Annotated in this window: 18 protein-coding genes and 2 pseudogenes; 12 read left to right on the top strand and 8 right to left on the bottom strand. The window is 68.2% G+C overall.

What is annotated here, in order from left to right:
- Positions 1–145: 145 nt before the first annotated feature.
- The 9 genes and pseudogenes from PARN5_RS0100865 to PARN5_RS23100 all read left to right on the top strand — a co-directional run bounded on the left by PARN5_RS0100865 (position 146) and on the right by PARN5_RS23100 (position 10,136).
- On the top strand, positions 146–1,180 hold the full coding sequence (locus tag PARN5_RS0100865; RefSeq protein WP_017997914.1) for a rod shape-determining protein: 1,035 nt from the start codon (positions 146–148) through the stop codon (positions 1,178–1,180).
- 10 nt (positions 1,181–1,190) lie between these two features.
- Positions 1,191–2,141: a rod shape-determining protein MreC gene (gene mreC / locus PARN5_RS0100860; protein WP_017997913.1), complete on the top strand. Its 951-nt coding sequence runs from the start codon at positions 1,191–1,193 to the stop codon at positions 2,139–2,141.
- The gene (locus tag PARN5_RS0100855; RefSeq protein WP_017997912.1) at positions 2,134–2,664 is read left to right on the top strand and encodes a hypothetical protein; all 531 of its coding nucleotides are present in this window, start codon (positions 2,134–2,136) and stop codon (positions 2,662–2,664) included. Before mreC ends, PARN5_RS0100855 begins: the two co-directional genes overlap by 8 nt.
- Entirely contained in the window at positions 2,664–4,610 is a 1,947-nt protein-coding gene (gene mrdA / locus PARN5_RS0100850; protein ID WP_017997911.1) for a penicillin-binding protein 2, read from the top strand. Before PARN5_RS0100855 ends, mrdA begins: the two co-directional genes overlap by 1 nt.
- 3 nt (positions 4,611–4,613) lie before the next feature.
- The gene (gene rodA / locus PARN5_RS0100845; RefSeq protein ID WP_017997910.1) at positions 4,614–5,756 is read left to right on the top strand and encodes a rod shape-determining protein RodA; all 1,143 of its coding nucleotides are present in this window, start codon (positions 4,614–4,616) and stop codon (positions 5,754–5,756) included.
- Positions 5,734–6,678: a glyoxylate/hydroxypyruvate reductase A gene (locus PARN5_RS0100840; protein ID WP_017997909.1), complete on the top strand. Its 945-nt coding sequence runs from the start codon at positions 5,734–5,736 to the stop codon at positions 6,676–6,678. Before rodA ends, PARN5_RS0100840 begins: the two co-directional genes overlap by 23 nt.
- Before the next feature lie 73 nt (positions 6,679–6,751).
- Positions 6,752–8,173 (top strand): mannose-1-phosphate guanylyltransferase/mannose-6-phosphate isomerase, encoded by a 1,422-nt coding sequence (locus PARN5_RS0100835; protein ID WP_017997908.1) that lies wholly within the window; start codon positions 6,752–6,754, stop codon positions 8,171–8,173.
- Between the two features lie 67 nt (positions 8,174–8,240).
- Positions 8,241–9,227, top strand: a complete 987-nt coding sequence (locus PARN5_RS0100830; RefSeq protein ID WP_017997907.1) for an ABC transporter substrate-binding protein — start codon at positions 8,241–8,243, stop codon at positions 9,225–9,227.
- A 146-nt stretch (positions 9,228–9,373) separates the two neighbouring features.
- Positions 9,374–10,136: pseudogene (locus tag PARN5_RS23100) on the top strand (integrase core domain-containing protein).
- 54 nt (positions 10,137–10,190) lie between these two features.
- Here the strand turns inward: PARN5_RS23100 and PARN5_RS0100820 are convergent.
- The 3 genes from PARN5_RS0100820 to PARN5_RS0100810 are packed head-to-tail and all read right to left on the bottom strand — an operon-like array spanning position 10,191 to position 11,927.
- A complete protein-coding gene (locus tag PARN5_RS0100820; RefSeq protein WP_081614979.1) occupies positions 10,191–10,517 on the bottom strand; it encodes an ArsC/Spx/MgsR family protein in 327 nt (108 codons plus the stop codon).
- Between the two features lie 17 nt (positions 10,518–10,534).
- Positions 10,535–10,624: a lipoprotein gene (locus PARN5_RS23930; protein ID WP_232419269.1), complete on the bottom strand. Its 90-nt coding sequence runs from the start codon at positions 10,622–10,624 to the stop codon at positions 10,535–10,537.
- Between the two features lie 7 nt (positions 10,625–10,631).
- Positions 10,632–11,927, bottom strand: coding sequence for a DUF3422 domain-containing protein (locus tag PARN5_RS0100810; RefSeq protein ID WP_017997903.1), 1,296 nt, complete (start codon positions 11,925–11,927; stop codon positions 10,632–10,634).
- 178 nt (positions 11,928–12,105) lie between these two features.
- Between PARN5_RS0100810 and PARN5_RS0100805 the strand changes: the two genes are divergently transcribed.
- The 3 genes and pseudogenes from PARN5_RS0100805 to PARN5_RS0100800 all read left to right on the top strand — a co-directional run bounded on the left by PARN5_RS0100805 (position 12,106) and on the right by PARN5_RS0100800 (position 13,655).
- A complete protein-coding gene (locus PARN5_RS0100805) occupies positions 12,106–12,612 on the top strand; it encodes a L,D-transpeptidase family protein (protein ID WP_017997902.1) in 507 nt (168 codons plus the stop codon).
- A gap of 254 nt (positions 12,613–12,866) precedes the next feature.
- Positions 12,867–12,979: pseudogene (locus PARN5_RS23925) on the top strand (IS481 family transposase); the annotation flags it as partial.
- Between the two features lie 406 nt (positions 12,980–13,385).
- The gene (locus PARN5_RS0100800; RefSeq protein ID WP_017997901.1) at positions 13,386–13,655 is read left to right on the top strand and encodes a hypothetical protein; all 270 of its coding nucleotides are present in this window, start codon (positions 13,386–13,388) and stop codon (positions 13,653–13,655) included.
- Positions 13,656–13,720: 65 nt separating this feature from the next.
- Here the strand turns inward: PARN5_RS0100800 and PARN5_RS0100795 are convergent, their stop codons facing one another.
- The 5 genes from PARN5_RS0100795 to PARN5_RS0100775 form a co-directional block, all read right to left on the bottom strand.
- The gene (locus tag PARN5_RS0100795) at positions 13,721–15,154 is read right to left on the bottom strand and encodes an NAD(P)(+) transhydrogenase (Re/Si-specific) subunit beta (protein WP_017997900.1); all 1,434 of its coding nucleotides are present in this window, start codon (positions 15,152–15,154) and stop codon (positions 13,721–13,723) included.
- 13 nt (positions 15,155–15,167) lie between these two features.
- The gene (locus PARN5_RS0100790; protein ID WP_026155071.1) at positions 15,168–16,742 is read right to left on the bottom strand and encodes a Re/Si-specific NAD(P)(+) transhydrogenase subunit alpha; all 1,575 of its coding nucleotides are present in this window, start codon (positions 16,740–16,742) and stop codon (positions 15,168–15,170) included.
- A 91-nt stretch (positions 16,743–16,833) separates the two neighbouring features.
- Positions 16,834–17,514, bottom strand: a complete 681-nt coding sequence (locus PARN5_RS0100785; RefSeq protein WP_017997898.1) for a D-lyxose/D-mannose family sugar isomerase — start codon at positions 17,512–17,514, stop codon at positions 16,834–16,836.
- A 99-nt stretch (positions 17,515–17,613) separates the two neighbouring features.
- Entirely contained in the window at positions 17,614–19,749 is a 2,136-nt protein-coding gene (locus PARN5_RS0100780; protein ID WP_017997897.1) for a malate synthase G, read from the bottom strand.
- Positions 19,750–19,916: 167 nt separating this feature from the next.
- On the bottom strand, positions 19,917–20,573 hold the full coding sequence (locus PARN5_RS0100775) for a hypothetical protein (protein WP_036744637.1): 657 nt from the start codon (positions 20,571–20,573) through the stop codon (positions 19,917–19,919).
- Between the last annotated feature and the right edge of the window lie 101 nt (positions 20,574–20,674).

The following is a 20,674-nucleotide window of genomic DNA, read 5'->3' as shown; positions in this document are numbered from 1 at the left end:
AAATTTACGGGTTTTCCCCGGAGAGGGCTCGGCCTATATGTCGCGCACCTTCGGCGGGGCGACTCATCGGGGCAATCGGGCAATGGCCGTCGGCAAACGACGGCGAACGGCCGTCATGGCAGGGACGGCAGAAGGGGTAGTCATCATGGCCTTTGGCGGGTTGTTTTCCACCGACATCGCGATCGACCTCGGGACCGCGAACACGCTGATCTACGTCAAGGGCAAGGGCATCATCCTGAACGAGCCTTCGGTCGTGGCCTATCACGTCAAGGACGGCAAGAAGCAGGTCCTGGCCGTGGGCGAGGACGCCAAGCTGATGCTGGGCCGCACGCCCGGCAGCATTGAGGCCATCCGGCCGATGCGCGAGGGCGTGATCGCCGACTTCGACAGCGCCGAGGAGATGATCAAGCATTTCATCAAGAAGGTGTTCAAGCGCACCAGCTTTTCCAAGCCCAAGGTCATCGTCTGCGTGCCGCATGGCGCAACCCCGGTGGAAAAGCGCGCCATCCGGCAGTCGGTGCTGTCCGCCGGCGCCCGCCGCGCCGGGCTGATCGCCGAACCCATCGCCGCCGCCATCGGCGCCGGCATGCCGATCACCGAGCCGACCGGCAGCATGGTCGTGGACATCGGCGGCGGCACCACCGAGGTCGCGGTGCTGTCCCTGGGCGACGTGGTCTATGCCCGTTCCGTCCGCATCGGCGGCGACCGCATGGATGACGCGCTGATCAACTATCTGCGCCGCAACCACAACCTGCTGATCGGCGATTCCACCGCCGAGCGGGTCAAGACCCAGATCGGCACCGCCCGCATGCCCGACGACGGGCGCGGCGCCACCATCATGGTGCGCGGCCGCGATCTGCTGAACGGCATCCCGAAGGAGATGGAGATCACCCAGGCCATGGTCGCCGAGGCCCTGGCCGAACCGGTGCAGCAGATCTGCGAGGCGGTGATGGTGGCGCTGGAGGCGACGCCGCCGGACCTCGCCGCCGACATCGTCGACCGCGGCGTGATGCTGACCGGCGGCGGCGCCATGCTGGGCGAGCTGGACCTGGCACTGCGCGAGCAGACCGGCCTGTCGATCAGCCTGGCCGACCAGCCGATGAGCTGCGTCGCCCTGGGCACCGGCAAGGCGCTGGAGTTCGAGAAGCAGCTGCGCCACGTCATCGACTACGACAGCTGACCCGCGGATCATGGCGCGCAAGGGCCCCGACTACGCGGCTCCGGTCCGCCGCATCCTGGTGTCGCTGCTGGTTCTGCTGCTGCTGGCGGTCTTTCTGTTCTGGCAGATCGACAGCCCGCGGGCCGAGCGCATGCGGGCGGCCTTCATCGACCGTTTCGTGCCCAGCTTCGACTGGGCCATGGTGCCGGTGACCAAGCTGTCGCGCATGGTGGCGGGCTTCCAGTCCTATTCCCGGCTCTACGAGCAGAACCAGGAGCTGCGGCGCGAGCTGCAGAAGATGTCGGCCTGGAAAGAGGCCGCGGTGCAGCTGGAACAGGAAAACGCCAAGCTGCTGGCGCAGAACAACGTGCGCATCGACCCGGCGCTGACCTCGGTGTCCGGCGTGGTGATGACCGACAGCGGCACGGCCTTTCGCCAGTCGGTGCTGCTGAACGTCGGCGCCCGCGACGGCATCCTGGACGGTTGGGCGACCATGGACGGGCTGGGGCTGGTCGGGCGCATCTCGGGCCTGGGGCAGACCACCAGCCGGGTCATGCTGCTGACCGACCCGACCAGCCGGATCCCGGTGACCATCCTGCCCTCGGGTCAGCATGCGCTGCTGACCGGCGACAACACCGCCCTGCCGGCGCTGGACTTCATCGAAAGCCCGGAAAACATCCGCCCCGGCGACCGCGTGGTCAGTTCCGGCGACGGCGGCGTGTTCCCGGCCGGGCTGCTGGTCGGGCAGTTGGCGCTGGCCAGCGACGGCCGGATGCGGGTGCGGCTGGCGGCCGATTACGGCCGGCTCGAGTTCCTGCGCGTGCTGCGCAGCCACCCGGCCGAGCAATTGCCCGACACCGGCCTGCTGATCCCGCCGCCGCCGAGCGATTTCATCGGCCCGCCGATGCCGCCGGCCATGGACCTTGAACCGGCGCCCGCCGAGGCCGAGGCCCCGGCCGCGCCCGAGGTTGCGAATGATTGATCCGGGCCGGCGCCGGCGGATCCTGGGACAGGCGCTTTACGTCGCGCTGTTCCTGGCGATCCTGTTCTGGCGGCTCTTGCCGCTGGCGCCGGGCCGCGTGGTCTGGCCCGGCCCCGACCTGGGGCTGTGCCTGACGCTGCTCTGGGTGCTGCGCCGGCCCGAGCAGGCACCGGTGCTGGCCATCGCCGCGCTCTACCTGATCGAGGACATCCTTTTGCTGCGTCCCATCGGCCTTTACGCCGCCATCGCCGTGCTGGGCACCGAGGCCGCACGAAAGCGCGAGCACCGTTGGCGCGAACTGCCATTCATGGTTGAATGGCTGCGGGTGACCATGCTTCTGGCGCTGATGATGCTGGCCTATCGCTTCGTGCTGACGACCTTCTTCCTGTCCCCGCCGCCGCTGGGCCAGGCCATGCTGCAATTCATCGCCACCACCGCCGCCTATCCGCTGGTCGCGGGGCTGGCCGCTTGGGGGCTGGGCCTGCCGCGCAGCACCGCCGACCGGGACGCAAGGACCCGCTGATGCGCAAATCCGACCGCGAGATCGTCGAAAGCAGCCGCTCCATCACCCGGCGCGTGCTGATGCTGGGGGTGATCCAGGCCGCCGTCGTCTCGGTCCTGGGACTGAAGCTGCGCTCGATGCAGATCGAGCATGCCGACGAATACCGCATGCTGTCGGACGGCAACTCGATCAAGATCCGGCTCCTGCCGCCGGCGCGCGGGCTGATCCTCGACCGCCACGGCACCATCATCGCCGGCAACGAACAGAACTACCGCGTCACCCTGACCCGCGAAGAGGCGGGCGACGTCTCCGCCGTCATCGCAAGGCTGCGCCGCATCATCCCGATGACCGACCGCCAGGCGGCCGAGATCCTGGAAGAGATCCGCAAGCGCAGCGCCGTCACCCCGGTCATGGTCGCCGACCGGCTGAGCTGGTCCGAGTTCTCCTCGATCGCGCTCAATGCCCCCGCCCTGCCCGGCGTGACGCCGGAATCGGGCCTGTCGCGCAGCTATCCGCGCGGCGGCGATTTCTCGCATGTGCTGGGCTATGTCGGCCCGGTCTCGGATTACGACCTCTCGAAGATCGAAAACCCGGACCCCGTGCTGCGCCTGCCCGAGTTCCAGCTGGGCAAGGTCGGCATGGAGGCGAAGCTGGAAGAGGCGCTGCGCGGCAAGGCCGGCGCCCGCCGGGTCGAGGTCAACAGCGCCGGGCGCGAGATGCGCGAGCTGTCGCGGCAAGAGGGCCAGCAGGGCGCCACCGTGCAGACCACGCTGGACGCCGGATTGCAGAACTTCGCCACCCAGCGGCTGGGCGAGGAAAGTGCGGCGGCCGTGGTCATCGACGTGACCAATGGCGACATCGTGGCGATTTCCTCCTCGCCGGTCTTCGATCCGAACAAGTTCGTGCGCGGCATCTCGGGGCCGGATTACCGCATGCTGATGAACCACGACCACCGGCCGCTGGCCGACAAGACCGTGCAGGGCGCCTATCCGCCGGGCTCGACCTTCAAGATGGTCACGCTGCTGGCCGGGCTGGAATCGGGCGTCATCAACCCCGGCTCGCGCTTCTTCTGCCCGGGCTCGCTGCAGGTCGCCGGCCGCAAGTTCCACTGCTGGAGCCGGGGCGGGCACGGCATGGTCGATGCGGTGCAAAGCCTCGAACGCTCCTGCGACGTCTATTATTATGAGCTGGCGCAGCGCGTCGGCATCGACCGCATCGCCGCCATGGCGCGCAAGCTGGGCATCGGCGTCAAGCACGACCTGCCGATGTCGGCCATCACCGAAGGCATCGCCCCCGACCGCGCCTGGAAGCGGGAACGCTACGGCCAGGAATGGCAGGTCGGCGATTCCATCAACGCCTCGATCGGCCAGGGCTATGTGCTGGCCTCGCCCCTGCAACTGGCGGTGATGACGGCGCGGGTGGCGACGGGCCGCGCGGTCTCGCCCCGGCTGGTCAAGGCAATCGACGGCGTGCCCGAGCCGGTGCCGGAATGGCCCGAGCTCGGCATCAACCCGCTGCACCTGCGCACCGCCCGCGGCGGCATGGATGCGGTGATGAACAGCAGCCACGGCACCGCGCGCCGGGCCCGCATCATCGCGCCGGAATGGCAGATGGCCGGCAAGACCGGCACCAGCCAGGTGCGCAACATCACCGCCGCCGAGCGCGCGCGCGGCGTGATCTCGAACGACCAGCTGCCCTGGAACCGCCGCGACCACGCGCTTTTCGTCTGCTTCGCGCCCTTCGACATGCCGCGCTACGCGGTCTCGGTGGTGGTCGAGCATGGCGGCGGCGGCGGTGCGGTCGCCGGCCCCATCGCCCGCGACATCCTGCTTTACGCGCTGGCCGGTGGCCTGCCGCCGATCTCTGCCTATCCCGATGACGGCACCCGCGCCAAGGTGCAGGAAATGTGGTCCAAGATGAACCTGGCCCCCTCTGCCCGCCCGGCCGAGACGCGCGCGAAAGCCTGAGCGATGAGCTATCTGAACTATCACGTCGCCCAGGTGCCAAGTGGCTGGCGCAAGATCCTGCACCTGAACTGGCCGCTGGTTTTCCTTGTCACGGCCGTCAGTTGCATCGGCTTTCTCATGCTCTATTCGGTCTCGGGCGGCGACATCGACCGCTGGGCCATGCCGCAGATGGAGCGTTTCGCCGCCGGCATGGTCCTGATGTTCGCCCTGGCCTTCGTGCCGATCTGGTTCTGGCGCTCGATCTCGGTGATCTCCTATGTGATCTGCGTGCTCTTGCTGGTGCTGGTCGAGATCATGGGCGACATCGGCATGGGCGCGCAGCGCTGGCTGGTGCTGGGACCGATCCGCATCCAGCCGTCCGAGCTGACCAAGATCGCCTTCGTGATGACGCTGGCCGCCTATTACGACTGGCTGCCGGTCGAAAAGGTCTCGCGGCCCTTCTGGGTGCTGATCCCGGTCATGCTGATCCTGCTGCCGACGGGCCTCGTGCTGATGCAGCCCGACCTTGGCACCTCGATCATGCTGATCGCGGGGGGCGGCATCGTGATGTTCGCGGCCGGCGTCAGCCTGTGGTATTTCGCCGCCGTCATCGCCATCGTCGTCGCCGGCGTCACCGCGGTGATGGAGAGCCGGGGCACCGACTGGCAACTGCTGCACGACTACCAGTTCAAGCGCATCGACACCTTCCTCGACCCCAGTTCCGACCCGTTGGGCGCGGGCTACAACATCGCCCAGGCGCAGATCGCGCTGGGGTCGGGCGGCTGGTCGGGGCGCGGCTTCATGCAGGGCACGCAATCGCGGCTGAACTTCCTGCCGGAAAAGCACACCGATTTCATCTTCACCTCGCTGGCCGAGGAGTTCGGCTTTGTCGGCGCCGGCTCGCTTCTGGCGCTTTACGTGCTGATCCTGGGCTTCTGCCTGCATTCGGCGCTGACCAACCGCGACCGTTTCGCCAGCCTCTTGACCATCGGCATCGCCGGGACGTTCTTTCTGTATTTCTCGATCAACATGGCCACGGTCATGGGCATGCTGCCCGCCAAGGGGTCGCCCCTGCCGCTGGTCAGCTATGGGGGGACCTCGCTGATGATCCTGCTGATGGGCTTCGGCATCCTGCAATCGGCGCATGTCCACCGGCCGCGGGGCTGACCGGATGCGGGTGCTGTTCGCCGCCCCTGCCCGGCTGTGGGACGCCTGGGCCCCCGCGCTGCGGGCCGCCTGCCCCGAAATGGCGCTTTGCCGCGACGGCGATCCGGCCGGTTTCGACGCGCTGATCCATGCCCCGGGCTACCCCGAGGACGGCACGCTGGACTTCTCGCCCTTCACCCGGGCCCGCGTGGTGCAAAGCCTCTGGGCCGGGGTCGAGCGCATCGTCACCAACCCGACCCTGACCCAGCCCCTGTGCCGCATGGTCGATCCGGGGCTGGCGCAGGGCATGGCGGAATATTGCACCGGCTGGGCGCTGCGGGCGCATCTGGGCATGGACCGCTATGCCCAGGACGGCGTCTGGCGCAACGACGTGACGCCGCCGCTGGCCAGCGCGCGGCGGGTGACGGTGCTGGGCATGGGCGAGCTTGGCCGGGCCGTGGCGGCGGCGCTGGCCGGGCTTGGCTTCCGCGTCACCGGCTGGTCGCATTCCGGCCGCGCCGTGCCGGGGGCCGAGGTTCTGGCCGGTCCCGACCTGTCCCGGGCGCTGGCCCGGGCCGAGATCCTGATCTGCCTGCTGCCCGACACGGCCGCGACCCGCGACCTGCTCGACGCCGATCGGCTGGCGCTGCTGCCGGCGGGCGCCACGGTCATCAACGCCGGGCGCGGCACGCTGATCGACGAAGCGGCGCTGCTCGCGGCGCTCGGCTCGGGGCACATCGCCCATGCGGTGCTCGACGTGTTCCGGCAAGAGCCGCTGCCGCCGGATCACCCGTTCTGGTCGCATCCGCGCGTGACCGTGACCCCGCATGTCTCGGCCGAGACCCGGCCCGAAAGCGCCGCCGCCGTCGCGGCCGAGAACCTGCGCCGCGCCATGCGGGGCGAGCCGCTGCTCTACCGCGTGGACCCGGCGCGGGGCTATTGAAAGGTCAGGTTTACCGGCAGGCCGCGGCCATGCTATCCGGCGAGGGACCGCCTTGCGCCTTGGAGTTGATTTCATGACGATTACCCCCGTTCTTCTGGCCGGAGGCTCGGGCACGCGGCTGTGGCCGGTGTCGCGCAAGAGCTTTCCCAAGCAATTCGCTCCGCTGATCGGCGCGGAGAGCCTGTTCCAGGCCTCGGCCCGCCGGCTGTCGGGCGCCCGCTATGCCGCGCCGCTGGTGATGACCAATGCCGATTTCCGCTTCATCGTGGCCGAGCAGCTGGACCAGATCGGCATCGCGCCCGCCGCCATCCTGATCGAGCCCTCGGGCCGCAACACCGCGCCGGCGATCCTGGCCGCGGCGCTGACGGCGGCCGAGACCGACCCGGAAGCCGTGCTGCTGGTCGCGCCCTCGGACCATGTCGTGCCGGATGCCGAGGCCTTTGGCCGCGCCGTCGACCTGGGCCTGCCGGCCGCGCAGGAGGGTCGCATCGTGACCTTCGGCATCACGCCGACCCGTCCCGAAACCGGCTATGGCTATATGGAGGCCGAGGCGGCCGCCGAAGGCCCGGTCGCTCTGAAGCGCTTCGTCGAAAAGCCCGATGCCGAGAATGCCGCAAGGATGATCGCGCAGAGGAATTTCCTGTGGAATGCTGGCATCTTCCTGTTCTCGGCCCGGACCATGATCGAGGCCTTCAAGGCCCATGCCCCCGAATACCTGGCCCCGGTGCAGGCGGCGCTGACCGAGGCGCGGCCGGACCTGGGCTTCCTGCGCCTTGCACCCGAGCCCTGGGACCGGCTGCCCGACCGGTCGATCGACTATGCCGTGCTGGAAAAGGCCGCAAATCTGTCGGTGGTCCGCTTCTCGGGCCACTGGTCCGACCTCGGCGGCTGGGACGCCGTCTGGCGCGAGACGCAGAACGCCGCCCCGGCCGAACGCGGTGCCGTCACCGACGCCCGCTCGACCGCCATCGACTGCGACAACGTGCTCTTGCGTTCGCAGGATGAGGGCATCGAGGTCGTGGGCATCGGCCTTCGGGACGTGATGGTCGTCGCCACCAATGACGCGGTGCTGGTCGCCGGCATGGACCGCGCGCAAGAGGTCAGGAAGGCGGTCTCGGCGCTGAAATCCAAGGGCGCGCGCCAAGCCGAAAGCTTCCTGCGCGACCACCGCCCCTGGGGCTGGTTCGAGACCCTGGCGCTGGCCGACCGCTTCCAGGTCAAGCGCATCGTCGTGAACCCCGGCGCGGCGCTGTCGCTGCAATCGCATTTCCACCGCTCGGAACACTGGATCGTCGTCTCCGGCACCGCCCGGGTGACGGTGGACGAGACGGTGACGCTGGTGACGGAAAACCAGTCGATCTATGTGCCGCTGGGCGCCGTGCACCGGATGGAGAACCCAGGCAAGGTGCCGATGGTGCTGATCGAGGTGCAGACCGGCGTCTACCTGGGCGAAGACGACATCGTGCGCTACGAGGATGTCTATTCCCGCAACTGACCCTCGCGGTTTCGTGCGGCGGGCGTCGCTTGCGCGGCCGGGGCCGGCCGTCTAACCATGGCCGGCAATGAAACTGAGCGCCCTTTCCCTGCTGATCGCCCTGCTCGCGCCGCTCGGCGTCCGGGCAGACGCCCTGACCGTGCAGTTGCGCGGCCCGGCGCTGGCGGAATCGGCCGGCTTCCTGCTGGCGCAGGCGCGCGGACATTACGCGGCCGAAGGCCTTCAGGTCACGCTGCTGCCGGCCGACGGTGCGCCGCCCTTCGAGTCGCTGGCGCGCGGGGCAGCCGACGTGACGGTCGAATGGATGCCCATGGCGCTGGTCGCGCGCGAAAACGGCCTGCCGGTGGTGAATGTCGCGCAGATCCTCGCCAAGCCGGCTCTGCGGCTGACCTGCACTCGCGACAGCGGCGTCGCGGCTGCCGCCGACCTGCGCGGCAAGACCGTCGCGAGCCCGTTTCGCGGCGCGGATTATCCGCTGCTGGCCTGGCTGAACCGGCTGGGGCTGAAACCCGACGACAGCCTCTCGGGCGTGGCGCTGCTGGGGCAATGGCCGATGGCGGGCGAGATGCTGCGCCACCGCCAGGCCGCCTGCGCGACCACACTGGCCTATGACCCGCTGCCGGGCGACGGGCTGGTGGTGCTGAACCCGGCGACCGAGGACGCCGCGACGCTGGAGGACGGGCTCTATGCCCTGCCCGCCACCTTGTCCGACCCGCAGGCACAGGACCGGCTCGCCCGCTTCCTGCGCGCCAGCATGAGGGGCTGGCACGAGGCCGTGGCCGACCCCGAAACCGCTGCCGGGCTGATCCTGGGCCCGGATCCGGACGCAGGCGCGCTGCGTCGCCAAGCCGCGATGATCGAGGCCATCGGGCCGCTGCTCTCTCCCTCGGGCGCATTGGACGAGGGTGATTACCGCCGCACCGTCGACAGCCTGCGCGCGGGCGGCGGGCAAGCCATCCTGCGGCGGGATCCGGGCGATGCCTTCACCTCGGCCGTCACCGCGCGAACGGCTTTGCCCGAAGCGGCGACCAGCACCGCAGACGCCGCGCCCTGAACGCAGCCTCGGCATTCGGGTATTTAAGGAGCAAAGAAGGCCGGACGCGGTCTTGGTCTTCTTCGTTGCCCAAATACCCATCCTGCCGTTGATCCACCCCCGTTGAACGGGTCCACCATGAAGAGAAGCGACACGAGCCCGATGAGATCGTGACGAAGCTGCGGGAGGTTGAAGTGCTGCGCGGCCCTGGGACGACGATGACGGATGCGGTGCGCCAGATCGGCGTTCCCGAACTGACCCATTGCAGGTGGCGCAAGCAGTATGGCGGCATGAGCCGCGATCAGCTTCGCCAACTGAAGGAACTCCAGAAAGAGAACGAGCGGCTGCGAAAGCGGTTGCCGATCTGACGCTGGACAAGCTGATCCTGACGGAGGCGGCACGGGGAACCGCAGGTCCGCGCAGCGAAAGTTCCGAGCCTCTCGCGCCGCCGGGCCTGCATCGGCCACGTTCGCACTGTCCTGCTAGCCGCGCGTCGGGGCGCCGGGGTCTGTCGCGTGCTGGGGCAGCGCCGCTCCACGCAGCGCATTCCCCCGGGTCGGGACGAGCGGCAACTGACCGAGAGCATCGTCGCACTGGCCCGCCGCTAGTGCAGGACCGGATCGCCGCCGTCGGCGCAAAGACCGCATACATCGCGCCCGGATCACCTTGGGAAAATGGCTACATCGAGCGTTTCGACGCCCGCCTGCGCGATGAGCTCCTCGAATGGTCTTCCATACGCTCGCCGAGGCCAGGATCATCGTGGAAACTTGGCGCCGGCGTTACAATACCCTGCGCCCCGCATGGAACGCGCGGCGACAAGCCACCGGCTCCGGAGGTCTTCATCCCCGCGTTTCCAGCGCGGACGGCTCTGCAACCCGGGCCAGCAATCCCACCCGCTGGAAAACGCGGCCAACATTGCACCAACAATAAAATGGACCCGCCAGCGGGGGGCTGGTCAGCGTGACGTTCCGGCACAGCGCACCCTCAGGCGGCGACTCCCAAGGCGCGCTTGACGTTCGCGGTCCAGCCGAGCAGGTGCAGATCGCCCGCGACAATCGCCGGCCGCTTCATCAGCGAGGGTTTCGCCGACAACATCCGCAGCGGCGTGCCGGCGCGTTCCGCCTCGGACATGCCGCGCCAGGTCAGGCTGGCGCGGTTGACCAGCTTCTCGCCGAAATCCGCGATCATGCGCTGCCATTCGGCCTCGTCCAGCGGCGTCTTGGCGACATCGCGAAACGCGACCTGCCAGCCCTCAGCCTCAAGCTCGGCCTGCGCCTTCTGGCAGGTCGAGCAATGGGCCAGCCCATACATCCGCAGCACCCCCGCCATCAGACCAGCGGGACCAGCGGCACGTTGCAGGCCGACAGCGCCAGCACGGCGCCAAGCAACAGGATGGTTTTCAAGACGGGCTCCTTCATGGTGAAATCAGTGACCGCCGGCATGCAGCCGGGCCTTGATGCGGCGCATGGCCAGCCAGACCCCGGCGACGACGAGCGGCGTCAGCGCCGCGACCATCACCGCCTTGTCGACATGCAGCGCATGGGCGACCGGATAAAGCGCATAGCCCAGAAGCCCCACGGCATAATAGCTGATCGCCACCACCGACAGGCCCTCGACCGTGTGCTGCAGCCGCAATTGCAGGTCGGCGCGCCGGTCCATGCGCACCATCAGTTCCTGGTTCTGGGCGCTGCGCTGCACGTCGACGCGGGTGCGCAAGAGTTCGCCCGCGCGCTCGCTGCGATCGACCATCGCCGCCAGCCGCTTCTCGGCCGATTTCACCGTGCGCATGGCGGGGTGATAGCGCCGGGCCATGAATTCGGTCAGCATCTGCCCGCCCATGAAGCGCGACTCGCGCAGCGAGGCGACGCGGTCCATCACGATCGCCTCGTAGGCCGCGGTGGCGCCAAAGCGGAACGATTGCTGCGTCGCCGTGCGTTCCAGTCGGGCCGAGACCGTCAGCAGCTCGTGCAGCACCGCGTCGGCCGGCCGGCTCTCGTCGGCCATGCCCTGCAGGATGTCGTTGAGCTGCGGGTCCAGCGCATTGAGCTGCTGCGTCAGCTGGCGCGCGCCGCCCAGGCCCAGCATGGACATGGCGCGATAGGTCTCGAGATCGGTCAGCCGCTGCACGATGCGGCCGATGCGGCCCGATTGCGTCCCGGGCTTCACGAACAGCGCGAAGCGCATCCAGCCGTCCGGGTCGATGCGGAAATCGCCCGCGACCACCGCCGCCTCTTCCAGCACCCAGACCGAGGCCAGGCTGTCGGCCGCGAACCATTCGCGCAGCCGCGGCATGATGGCAGCCGGATCCTCGGGCAGGAAATCGACCTGGATCATCACCGCCGCGATGCGCTTGCCCGGGGCATGATGCTGCCAGTCCTCGGGGAAGATGGCGCCGGCCGAGGGGCCGAAGGGCCGCGGCGGCAGGCCGGGCGCGAAGGCGGCATAGGTCACGAATTCGGTATGGCTTTCCCAGCGCAGCTGATGCCGGCCCAGCTGCGCGGTGTAATGGCCGGCGCTGGTGTCGGGGCTGGGCGCGCCGTGGCGGGCGCAAAGCTCGGCCAGATGCGCGACATCGCGGGCGCGGTCGCGGTTGGCCGCGTCGCGCGGCTCCTTCACCGCCAGGAAGACGGCCGTGCAGGGCGCCTTGAGCCGCGGCGAGGGCCGGGCGTGCAGCTCGTTGACCAGCGCATAGCGCAGCGGATGTTCGTCTTCGTCGTTCATGGCGGCATGTTTAGCCGCAGCCGGATTTCCCGCAAGCCGAAAGCCCAAGCTGCAGGTCAGCTCTGGCAAATCTGCCACCCGTCCCGGCAGGCATCAGGATTTCGTGAACCGCCGGCGGATTGCCCGTCACCCGCAGGACGGGCAAAATGCCGCAAAACACCGGATCGAGGGTCATCACATGGGCTGGCTGGGCCGTATCGTCGCCATCGCGCTTTTGCTGGGGCTTGCCGCCTGCGGACCCAGCAAGTTCAAGACCTATTCCGGCCCGCCGGTGACGCAGGTCGTGGTGAACAAGGGCGCGCGCCAGATGCTGCTGCTCAGCGGCAATACCGTGCTCAAGGCCTATCGCATCGGGCTTGGCAACGAACCCATCGGCCACAAGCAGTTCGAGGGCGACGGCAAGACCCCCGAAGGGCTTTACTACATCGACCGCCGCAACCCCGACAGCCGCTATCACCTGTCGGTCGGCGTGTCCTATCCGAACCCGAACGACACCGCCTTCGCGCTGTCGCAGGGCAAGGCGCCGGGCGGCGACATCTTCATCCACGGCCAGGGCCCCGAGGGCCGCGCCCTGTCGCAGCGCATGCAGGACTGGACCGCCGGCTGCATCGCCGTCCGCGACGAGGAGGTCGAGGATGTCTATGCCATGGTGCGCGACGGCACGCCGATCCTGATCACGCCCTAGCTGTTTGATGCCACGGTTTGATGGATCCTTTCGAAGGAAGGATGCCCTGTAGCACCCGTTCGTCATGGAGGCGTCGCGACCAGGCACGCCATCCGAGCAGCGATACAGCGATCGGATGCTTCGACCGCGGCGCCGCGAACTGGGGATTACTCCATGACCGGGGCCAAGCGGCGAAAGCGTCGAACGGTCGAGGACATGAAGACGCGGCCGAAAGAACCTCGCTCGACGGTGCCAGGCGGGAAGGAGAAGTGGCGATCGTGGCGTTCAGGCGCCATACGCTGCTGCCTACTGGACGACTGCCTTTGCGCCGACCTCCCATCGGACACGCTCGGCCTTGCACCGTTTCTTGCAGCGCCATGGGATAGCCCCACGATCAAAGAAGCAACCGTGGAGCGCTTTCACTACGAGGGCCAGGACCAGTTTCGGACGCACATCACAGACTTCATCTTGCGTCGGGGCCGACAGTCCACTGGACTGTTGTCTTGTCCCTCCTCACCCGGAACTTGCCCGCAGGCCTCAGACGCTCGGGGCTCACGCCCTGCCAATATTTCTGCAAGATCCGTCAGAGCCGGACAGATCCATCGTTGATCGGGTCCTCCAGATGCCGAGAACCGGACAACTGGGCCGCGATACGACCAAGGCACGAAAGCCGGGTATGCCATACGCGCTGAACTTGTATGGCACACCTGTTCAAAAGGGCAGATACAAATCCGCGCCGGCTCGGACTAACAAATTGGATGTATCCAATTTTAAGTTTCCGAGTAGCCGTGCCCATGTACCTGCCCCCCGTCATCAGTGAAGCGCTGATCGATTCGGCCGAAACCGAGGGCTATGTCCCTGGCGCCATCGAAAGCGTGCTGCGGTTCGGCCCGCATTCGCGCTGGCGGGCGGGGGCTATCGTCACCGGTTCGGCCAAGCATTCCCACGCCGTCGCCACCCGTTGCGCGCTGCTGATCCCGCGCCGGGGCAAGCGCACCCGCAAGCTGGCGCTGCACCCCGCCCTGCCCACCGACGTGGTCAAGTCCATGCTGGACGCCTATTAGCACCCGGAAACGCGAAGGGGCGGGCCGCGATGGCCCGCCCCTGTTTACCTTGTGGCCTGCCCCCCCTATTCGATCATTGGCAGGAGCTGGTCGAGGGATTTCTTGGCGTCTCCGTAGAACATGCGGGTGTTGTCCTTGTAGAAGAGCGGGTTCTCGATGCCGGAATAGCCGGTGCCCTGGCCGCGCTTGCTGACGAAGACCTGCTTGGCCTTCCAGACCTCCAGCACCGGCATGCCGGCGATGGGGCTGTTCGGGTCCTCCTGCGCCGCCGGGTTCACGATGTCGTTCGAGCCGATCACGATCACCACGTCGGTATTCGGGAAATCCTCGTTGATCTCGTCCATCTCCAGCACGATGTCATAGGGCACCTTGGCCTCGGCCAGCAGCACGTTCATGTGCCCGGGCAGCCGGCCCGCCACCGGGTGGATGGCAAAGCGCACGGTCTTGCCGCGCGCGCGCAGCTTGCGGGTCAGCTCCGACACCGATTGCTGCGCCTGCGCCACCGCCATGCCATAGCCCGGCACGATGACGATCTCGTCGGCGTCGTTCAGCGCCGCCGCGACGCTTTCCGCGTCGATGGCGATCTGCTCGCCCACGATCTCCATCGCCGGGCCCGCCTCGCCGCCGAAACCGCCCAGGATCACCGAACCGAAGCTGCGGTTCATCGCCTTGCACATGATGTAGCTCAGGATCGCACCCGAGGAGCCGACCAGCGCACCGACCACGATCAGCAGGTCGTTCGACAGCGAGAAGCCGATCGCCGCCGCCGCCCAGCCGGAATAGCTGTTCAGCATCGACACCACCACCGGCATGTCGGCGCCGCCGATGCCCATGATCAGGTGATAGCCGATGAAGAGCGCCGCCAGCGTCATCACGATCAGCGCCAGGGTCGAGCCATTGGCCAGATAGACCAGCAAGAGCACCAGCGACAGCGCCGCCGCGCCGGCGTTCAGCACATGGCCGCCCGGCAGCTTCCTGGCCTTGCCGTCGACCTTGCCGGCGAGCTTGCCGAAGGCGATGACCGAGCCGGTGAAGGTCACGGCACCGATGAAGACGCCGAGGAAGGTCTCGACCCGCAGGATCGACTGCTCGACCGGGGACTTGTGCGCCAGCACGGCGGCGAAGCCGGTCAGCGCCTCGCGTCCGGCGGCGTCGAGGCCCAGCACATGGCCAAGCTCGACATGGGTGTTGAAGCCGATGAAGACCGCGGCCAGGCCGACCAGCGAATGCATGGCGGCGACCAGCTGCGGCATCTCGGTCATCTGCACGCGGGTGGCGACGATCCAGCCGATGACGCCGCCGACCGCGACCAGGATCAGCGACAGAAGCCACAGGCCCGAGCCGGGGCCGATCAGCGTGGCGGCGACGGCCAGCGCCATGCCCACGATGCCGTACCAGACCGCGCGCTTGGCGCTTTCCTGGCCCGAAAGCCCGCCCAGGGACAGGATGAACAGGATGGCCGCGACGACATAGGCGGCGGTGGTGAAACCGAATTCCATTGCGCCGGCCTCCTCAGGATTTCTGGAACATGGCAAGCATCCGGCGCGTGACCAGGAAGCCGCCGAAGATGTTGATCCCGGCCATGAACACCGAGAGCGCCGCCAGCACGATCACCAGCCCCGAACCCGAGCCGATCTGCATCAAGGCGCCCAGGATGATGATCGAGGAGATCGCGTTCGTCACCGCCATCAGCGGCGTGTGCAGGCTGTGGCTGACGTTCCAGATCACCTGGAAGCCGATGAAGACCGACAGCACGAAGACGATGAAATGCTGCATGAAGCTCGCCGGCGCCACCAGCCCCAGCGCCAGCATCAGCACGCCGCCGACGGCCAGCAGCCCGACCTGGTTGCGGGTCTGGGTCCTGAAGGCGGCGGCCTCGGCCGCGCGGCGTTCCTCGGGGGTGGGCTCCTTCGGCTTTTCCTTGGGCTTCGCGGCGGCGATGGCCGCGACCTTGGGCGGCGGCGGCGGCCAGGTCACGTCGCCGTCATGGGCCACGGTCGCGCCGCGGATGACGTCATCCTCCATGTTCTGCACGATGACCCCGTCCTTGCCCGGGGTCAGGTCGGCCAGCATGTGGCGGATGTTGTTGCCATAGAGTTCAGAGGCTTGCGCCCCCATCCTCGAGGGAAAATCGGTATAGCCGATGATCACCACGCCATTGTCGGTGACGATGCGCGCGTCCGGCACGGTCAGGTCGCAATTGCCGCCGCGCTCGGCCGCCAGGTCGACGATGACCGAGCCGGTCTTCATCGCCTCGACCATGTCCTCGGTCCAGAGCTTCGGCGCGTCGCGGCCGGGGATCAGCGCCGTGGTGATGACGATGTCCATCTCGGGCGCCAGCTCGCGGAACTTCTTCAGCTGCGCCTCGCGGAACTCGGGGCTCGAGGGCGCGGCATAGCCGCCGGTCGCGGCGCCGTCCTGGGCCTGCTCGGCGAAATCCAGATAGACGAATTCCGCGCCCATCGATTCGATCTGCTCGGCCACCTCGGGGCGGACGTCGAAGGCATAGACCTGGGCGCCGAGGCTGGTCGCGGCGCCGATGGCGGCAAGCCCCGCGACGCCGGCGCCGACGATCAGCACCTTGGCCGGCGGCACCTTGCCGGCGGCGGTGACCTGGCCGGTGAAGAAGCGGCCGAAATTGTTCGCCGCCTCGATCACCGCGCGGTAGCCGGCGATATTGGCCATGGACGACAGCGCGTCCATCTTCTGTGCGCGCGAGATGCGCGGCACCATGTCCATGGCGATGGCGGTGACGCCCTGCTCGCGGGCGAGCTCCAGCAGCTCGGCATTCTGCGCCGGATAGAAATACGAGATCAGCGTCTGACCACGCCGCATCGCCTTCAGCTCGGCGGCCTCGGGCGGCCGGACCTTGACCACGACATCGACCTCGGCGATCAGCGCCTGGGCATTCGGCGCGACGGTGATGCCGGCGGCCTGGTAGGCGGCGTCGGAAAACCCGGCCCCCGCCCCCGCGCCCGATTCCACGAAGACCTCGTGGCCCAGCTTCTTCAGATGCGCGGCCGAGGACGGCGTCACCGCAACACGCGCCTCCCCCTCGTAATGCTCTCTCAATGCGCCGATCTTCACGAGGCAACCTCCCTGTTAAGCTAGCAGCGACCTCATAGCATCGCGCAACAATCTTTCACAAGAGCGCGAGCGCTTGGCTCATCCGGAAATGTTACGCAGCGTCGGAATCGTAATCGCTGACCAGCAGGTGCGTCGGCGGCTCGTCCTCGATGACATGGGCGAAGCGGCCGATCGGGGCGGCGAAGATATTGTCGGTCAGGTCGTCGTTCACGGTCGAGACCTCGCCGATCAGCACCGGCCCGCCCTCGGCCCAGAATTCGTGCCAGTCGCCGGGGCGCAGGGTGACGGATTCGCCGGGCAGCAGGCGGATCATGCCGCCGGCCGCCACCTCGCGCGCGATGCCGTCGCAATCGACGCGGACGGCGGCGTTCCTGTCCATGCGCCCCTGCGCGTCCGAGCCGCAGAGCCGGATCGCCAGCACCGCGCCCGAGCGGTTGATGATGTCCTCGGTCTTGATGGCATGGGTATGCATCGGGCTGATCTGGTTTTCCTGCGAAATCAGCAGTTTCTCGGCATAGACCATGCCCCGGCCCGCCTGCAGATCGGCCAGCCGGCCGTTGCGCAGCGTGAACAGGAACAGGCCCAGCCGGTCGAAATCGCCCTGGCCGTAATCGGTGATGTCCCAGCCCAGCCTGCCGTCGCGGATGGCGGGGGTGGCGCGGGCGCGGAACTCTTCGGGCGACCAATGCGCGAAGGGCGGCAGGTGGAAGCCGGCCCCGGCGATCATCTCGGCCGCCTCGGCCATGATGCGGTTGATGCGCGAACGCTGCATGTCATTCCCTCCCCGGCGCCTTGCGGCCGATGACGGCATGAAAAGGCCTGCCCGCTGCGAAGGCAAGGGGCAGGCCGCGGCTTGATCGCAAGATCGGGGTCAGGCGGCTTTCTGCTCGGCCTTGGCCTGCAGGCGGCGGGCATGCAGCACCGGCTCGGTATAGCCCGAGGGCTGGACCCGGCCCAGGAAGACCAGGTCGCAGGCGGCCTGGAAGGCCACGCCGTCATAGCCCGGCGCCATCGGCCGATAGGCCGGGTCGCCTGCGTTCTGGCGGTCCACCACCAGCGCCATCTTGCGGAAGGCGTCCATGACCTGGCCCTGCGTCACGATGCCATGATGCAGCCAGTTCGCCAAAGCCTGGGCCGAGATGCGCAGCGTCGCCCGGTCCTCCATCAGCCCGACGTCGTGGATGTCGGGCACCTTGGAACAGCCGACACCCTGGTCCACCCAGCGCACGACATAGCCCAGGATGCCCTGGCAGTTGTTTTCCAGCTCGCGGGCGATTTCCACGTCGCTGTAGTTGCGGCCGCCGGCCAGCGGGATGGTCAGCAGGTCGTCGAGCCGCGCGGGACGCTTCAGCGCCGCGATCTCGGCCTGGCGGGCGTGGACATCGACGCGGTGGTAATGCGTCGCATGCAGGGTCGCGGCGGTCGGGCTGGGCACCCAGGCGGTATTGGCGCCGGCCATGGGATGGGCGATCTTCTCGGCCAGCATCTCGGCCATGCGATCCGGGATCGCCCACATGCCCTTGCCGATCTGCGCCTTGCCGGAAAGGCCGCAGGCCAGGCCGATGTCGACGTTGCGATCCTCATAGGCCGAGATCCAGGGCTGGCCCTTCATCTCGCCCTTGGCGAGCATGTCGCCCGCCTCCATCGAGCTGTGGTATTCGTCGCCGGTGCGGTCCAGGAAGCCGGTGTTGATGAAGGCCAGCCGGTGCTTCGCGGCGCGGATGCACTCCTTGAGGTTGGCGCTGGTGCGGCGCTCCTCGTCCATGATGCCCAGCTTGACGGTATGGCGCGGCAGGCCCAGCACGTCCTCGACATGGTCGAAGATCGCGCTGGCGAAGGCCACTTCCTCGGGGCCGTGCATCTTGGGTTTCACGACATAGATCGAGCGCGTGACCGAGTTCGCGCCGCGGTCGAGGTCGCGCATGGCGCAAAGCGTGGTGACCATGGCGTCGAGCAGCCCCTCGAACACCTCCTTGCCGTCGCGGTCCAGCACGGCGGGCGTGGTCATCAGGTGGCCGACGTTGCGCACCAGCAGCAGCGCCCGGCCCTTGGCGGTGACGGTCGAGCCGTCCGGCGCGGTGAATTCCACGTCGGGGTTCAGCCGGCGGGTGAAGCTCCTGCCGTTCTTCTGGACCTCTTCGGCCAGCGTGCCGTCCATCAGGCCCAGCCAGTTCGAATAGGCCAGCGCCTTGTCCTCGCCATCGACGCAGGCGACGGAATCCTCGCAGTCGATGATCGCGGACAGGGCGGATTCGATGACGATGTCGGAAATGCCGGCCTTGTCCTGCCCGCCGACCGGGGTCGAAGCGTCGAGGACGATGCGGATCAGCAGGCCGTTGTTGCGCAGGAAGATGCTGGCGGGGCTGGCGGCATCGCCGATATGGCCGGCGAATTTCGCCGGATCGCGCAGCGCCGGGACCAGCGCGCCGTCCTGGACCGACAGCGCCTCGATGCCCGCCCAGGATCCTTCGGCCAGCGGCGCGGCGGTGTCGAGAAACTCGCGGCCCCAGTCGATCACCCGGGCGCCGCGAGTGGCGTCATAGCCCTTGCCCCGCGGCAGGTCGCCCATGGCGTCGGTGCCGTAGAGCGCATCGTAAAGGCTGCCCCAGCGGGCGTTGGCGGCGTTGAGCACATAGCGCGCATTGGTGATCGGAACCACCAGCTGCGGCCCGGCGATGCGGGCGAATTCGGGATCGGTCGCCGGGGTCTCGATCTGGAAATCCTCGCCCTCCGGCACGAGATAGCCGATCTCGGTCAGGAAATCGCGATAGGCCTCAGCATCCGCCGGCTGGCCGCGATGCGCGATATGCCAGGCGTCCAGCGCCGACTGGATCTCGTCGCGCTTGTCCAGCAGCGCCCGGTTCTTCGGCCCGAAATCGTGGATCAGGGTCGAGAGCCCTTCCCAGAAGCGGCGCGGCTCGACGCCGCTGCCCGGCAGCGCGTGATCGTTGATGAAGCTGGCCAGGGTCTGATCGACCCGCAATCCTGCCTTTTCGACGCGGCCCATCGCAGTTCCCCTTCCGTCTGTCGGTCGATTTGGTGCACCGTGGTATGCCAAAGGCGAGCAGCATTCAACCGGGCTGGGTTTATCCGAAAGCTATATTCACAATTGCACCAAAATTGAAAATCCGCCGCCCGGGATACGGGCGACGGAAGCGATGCGAAGCCTTGCGATCAGTTGGTCGAAGGCGTGGTCGTGGTGTCGGTGCCGGCCGGCGGCGGGGTGGTCGGCGCGGTGGTCGCCGGTTCCTCGACCGAAACCGCGTCGTCCATCGCCTCGCCGGCGTTCTCGACGGCCTGACCGGCGGCATCGGCCGCGCTTTCGGCGGCGTCGGTCGCGGCATCGGCAGCCTCACCCGCGGCATTGGCGGCGTCGTTCGCCATGTCCTCGGCAGCCTCGGCGGCGTCCTGGGTGGCGTCGGTCACGGCGGCACCGGCCGCTTCACCGGCGTTCTCGGCGGCGGTGGCGGCCTCGCTCGCGGCCTCTCCGGCAGCGTCGGCCGCATTCTCGGCCGCGGCCGCGGCATCGTCGGCGGCAGCCTCGGCCTCGGCGGCCGGGGTGGTCGCGGCGGGCGCGGTCGTGGTGGCGGTATCCGCCGGCGCGGTCGTGGTGGTGTCGGCCGGCGCGGTCGTGGTCACGGCGGCATCCTCGCCGGTGGTCGCGACCTCGTTGCGGCCCATGAAGTATTGCAGCACGAAATAGGCGATCGCCAGGGCCAGCAGGATGCCGATGATCAGCGGCAGCGGCGATGCGCGGCGCTCGACCGGTTCGACATAGGTTTCGGGCTTGCCGGCCGGGCGCTGGGGATCGTTCGGGTCGTAATTGGCCATCGGGAGTTCCTCGTTTTCGGGGTCCGGGTTCTTGTCTTCCGGTCTTTGCGACGACATGGCCAAGGGTACTTTCACCCCGGGTTGCGAGCCGGCGCTTCCCG

Source organism: Paracoccus sp. N5, from assembly GCF_000371965.1.
Lineage (GTDB): Bacteria > Pseudomonadota > Alphaproteobacteria > Rhodobacterales > Rhodobacteraceae > Paracoccus.
The sequence above is the reverse complement of the archived record's forward strand: the minus strand, read 5'-3'. Positions and strand labels throughout refer to the sequence as shown.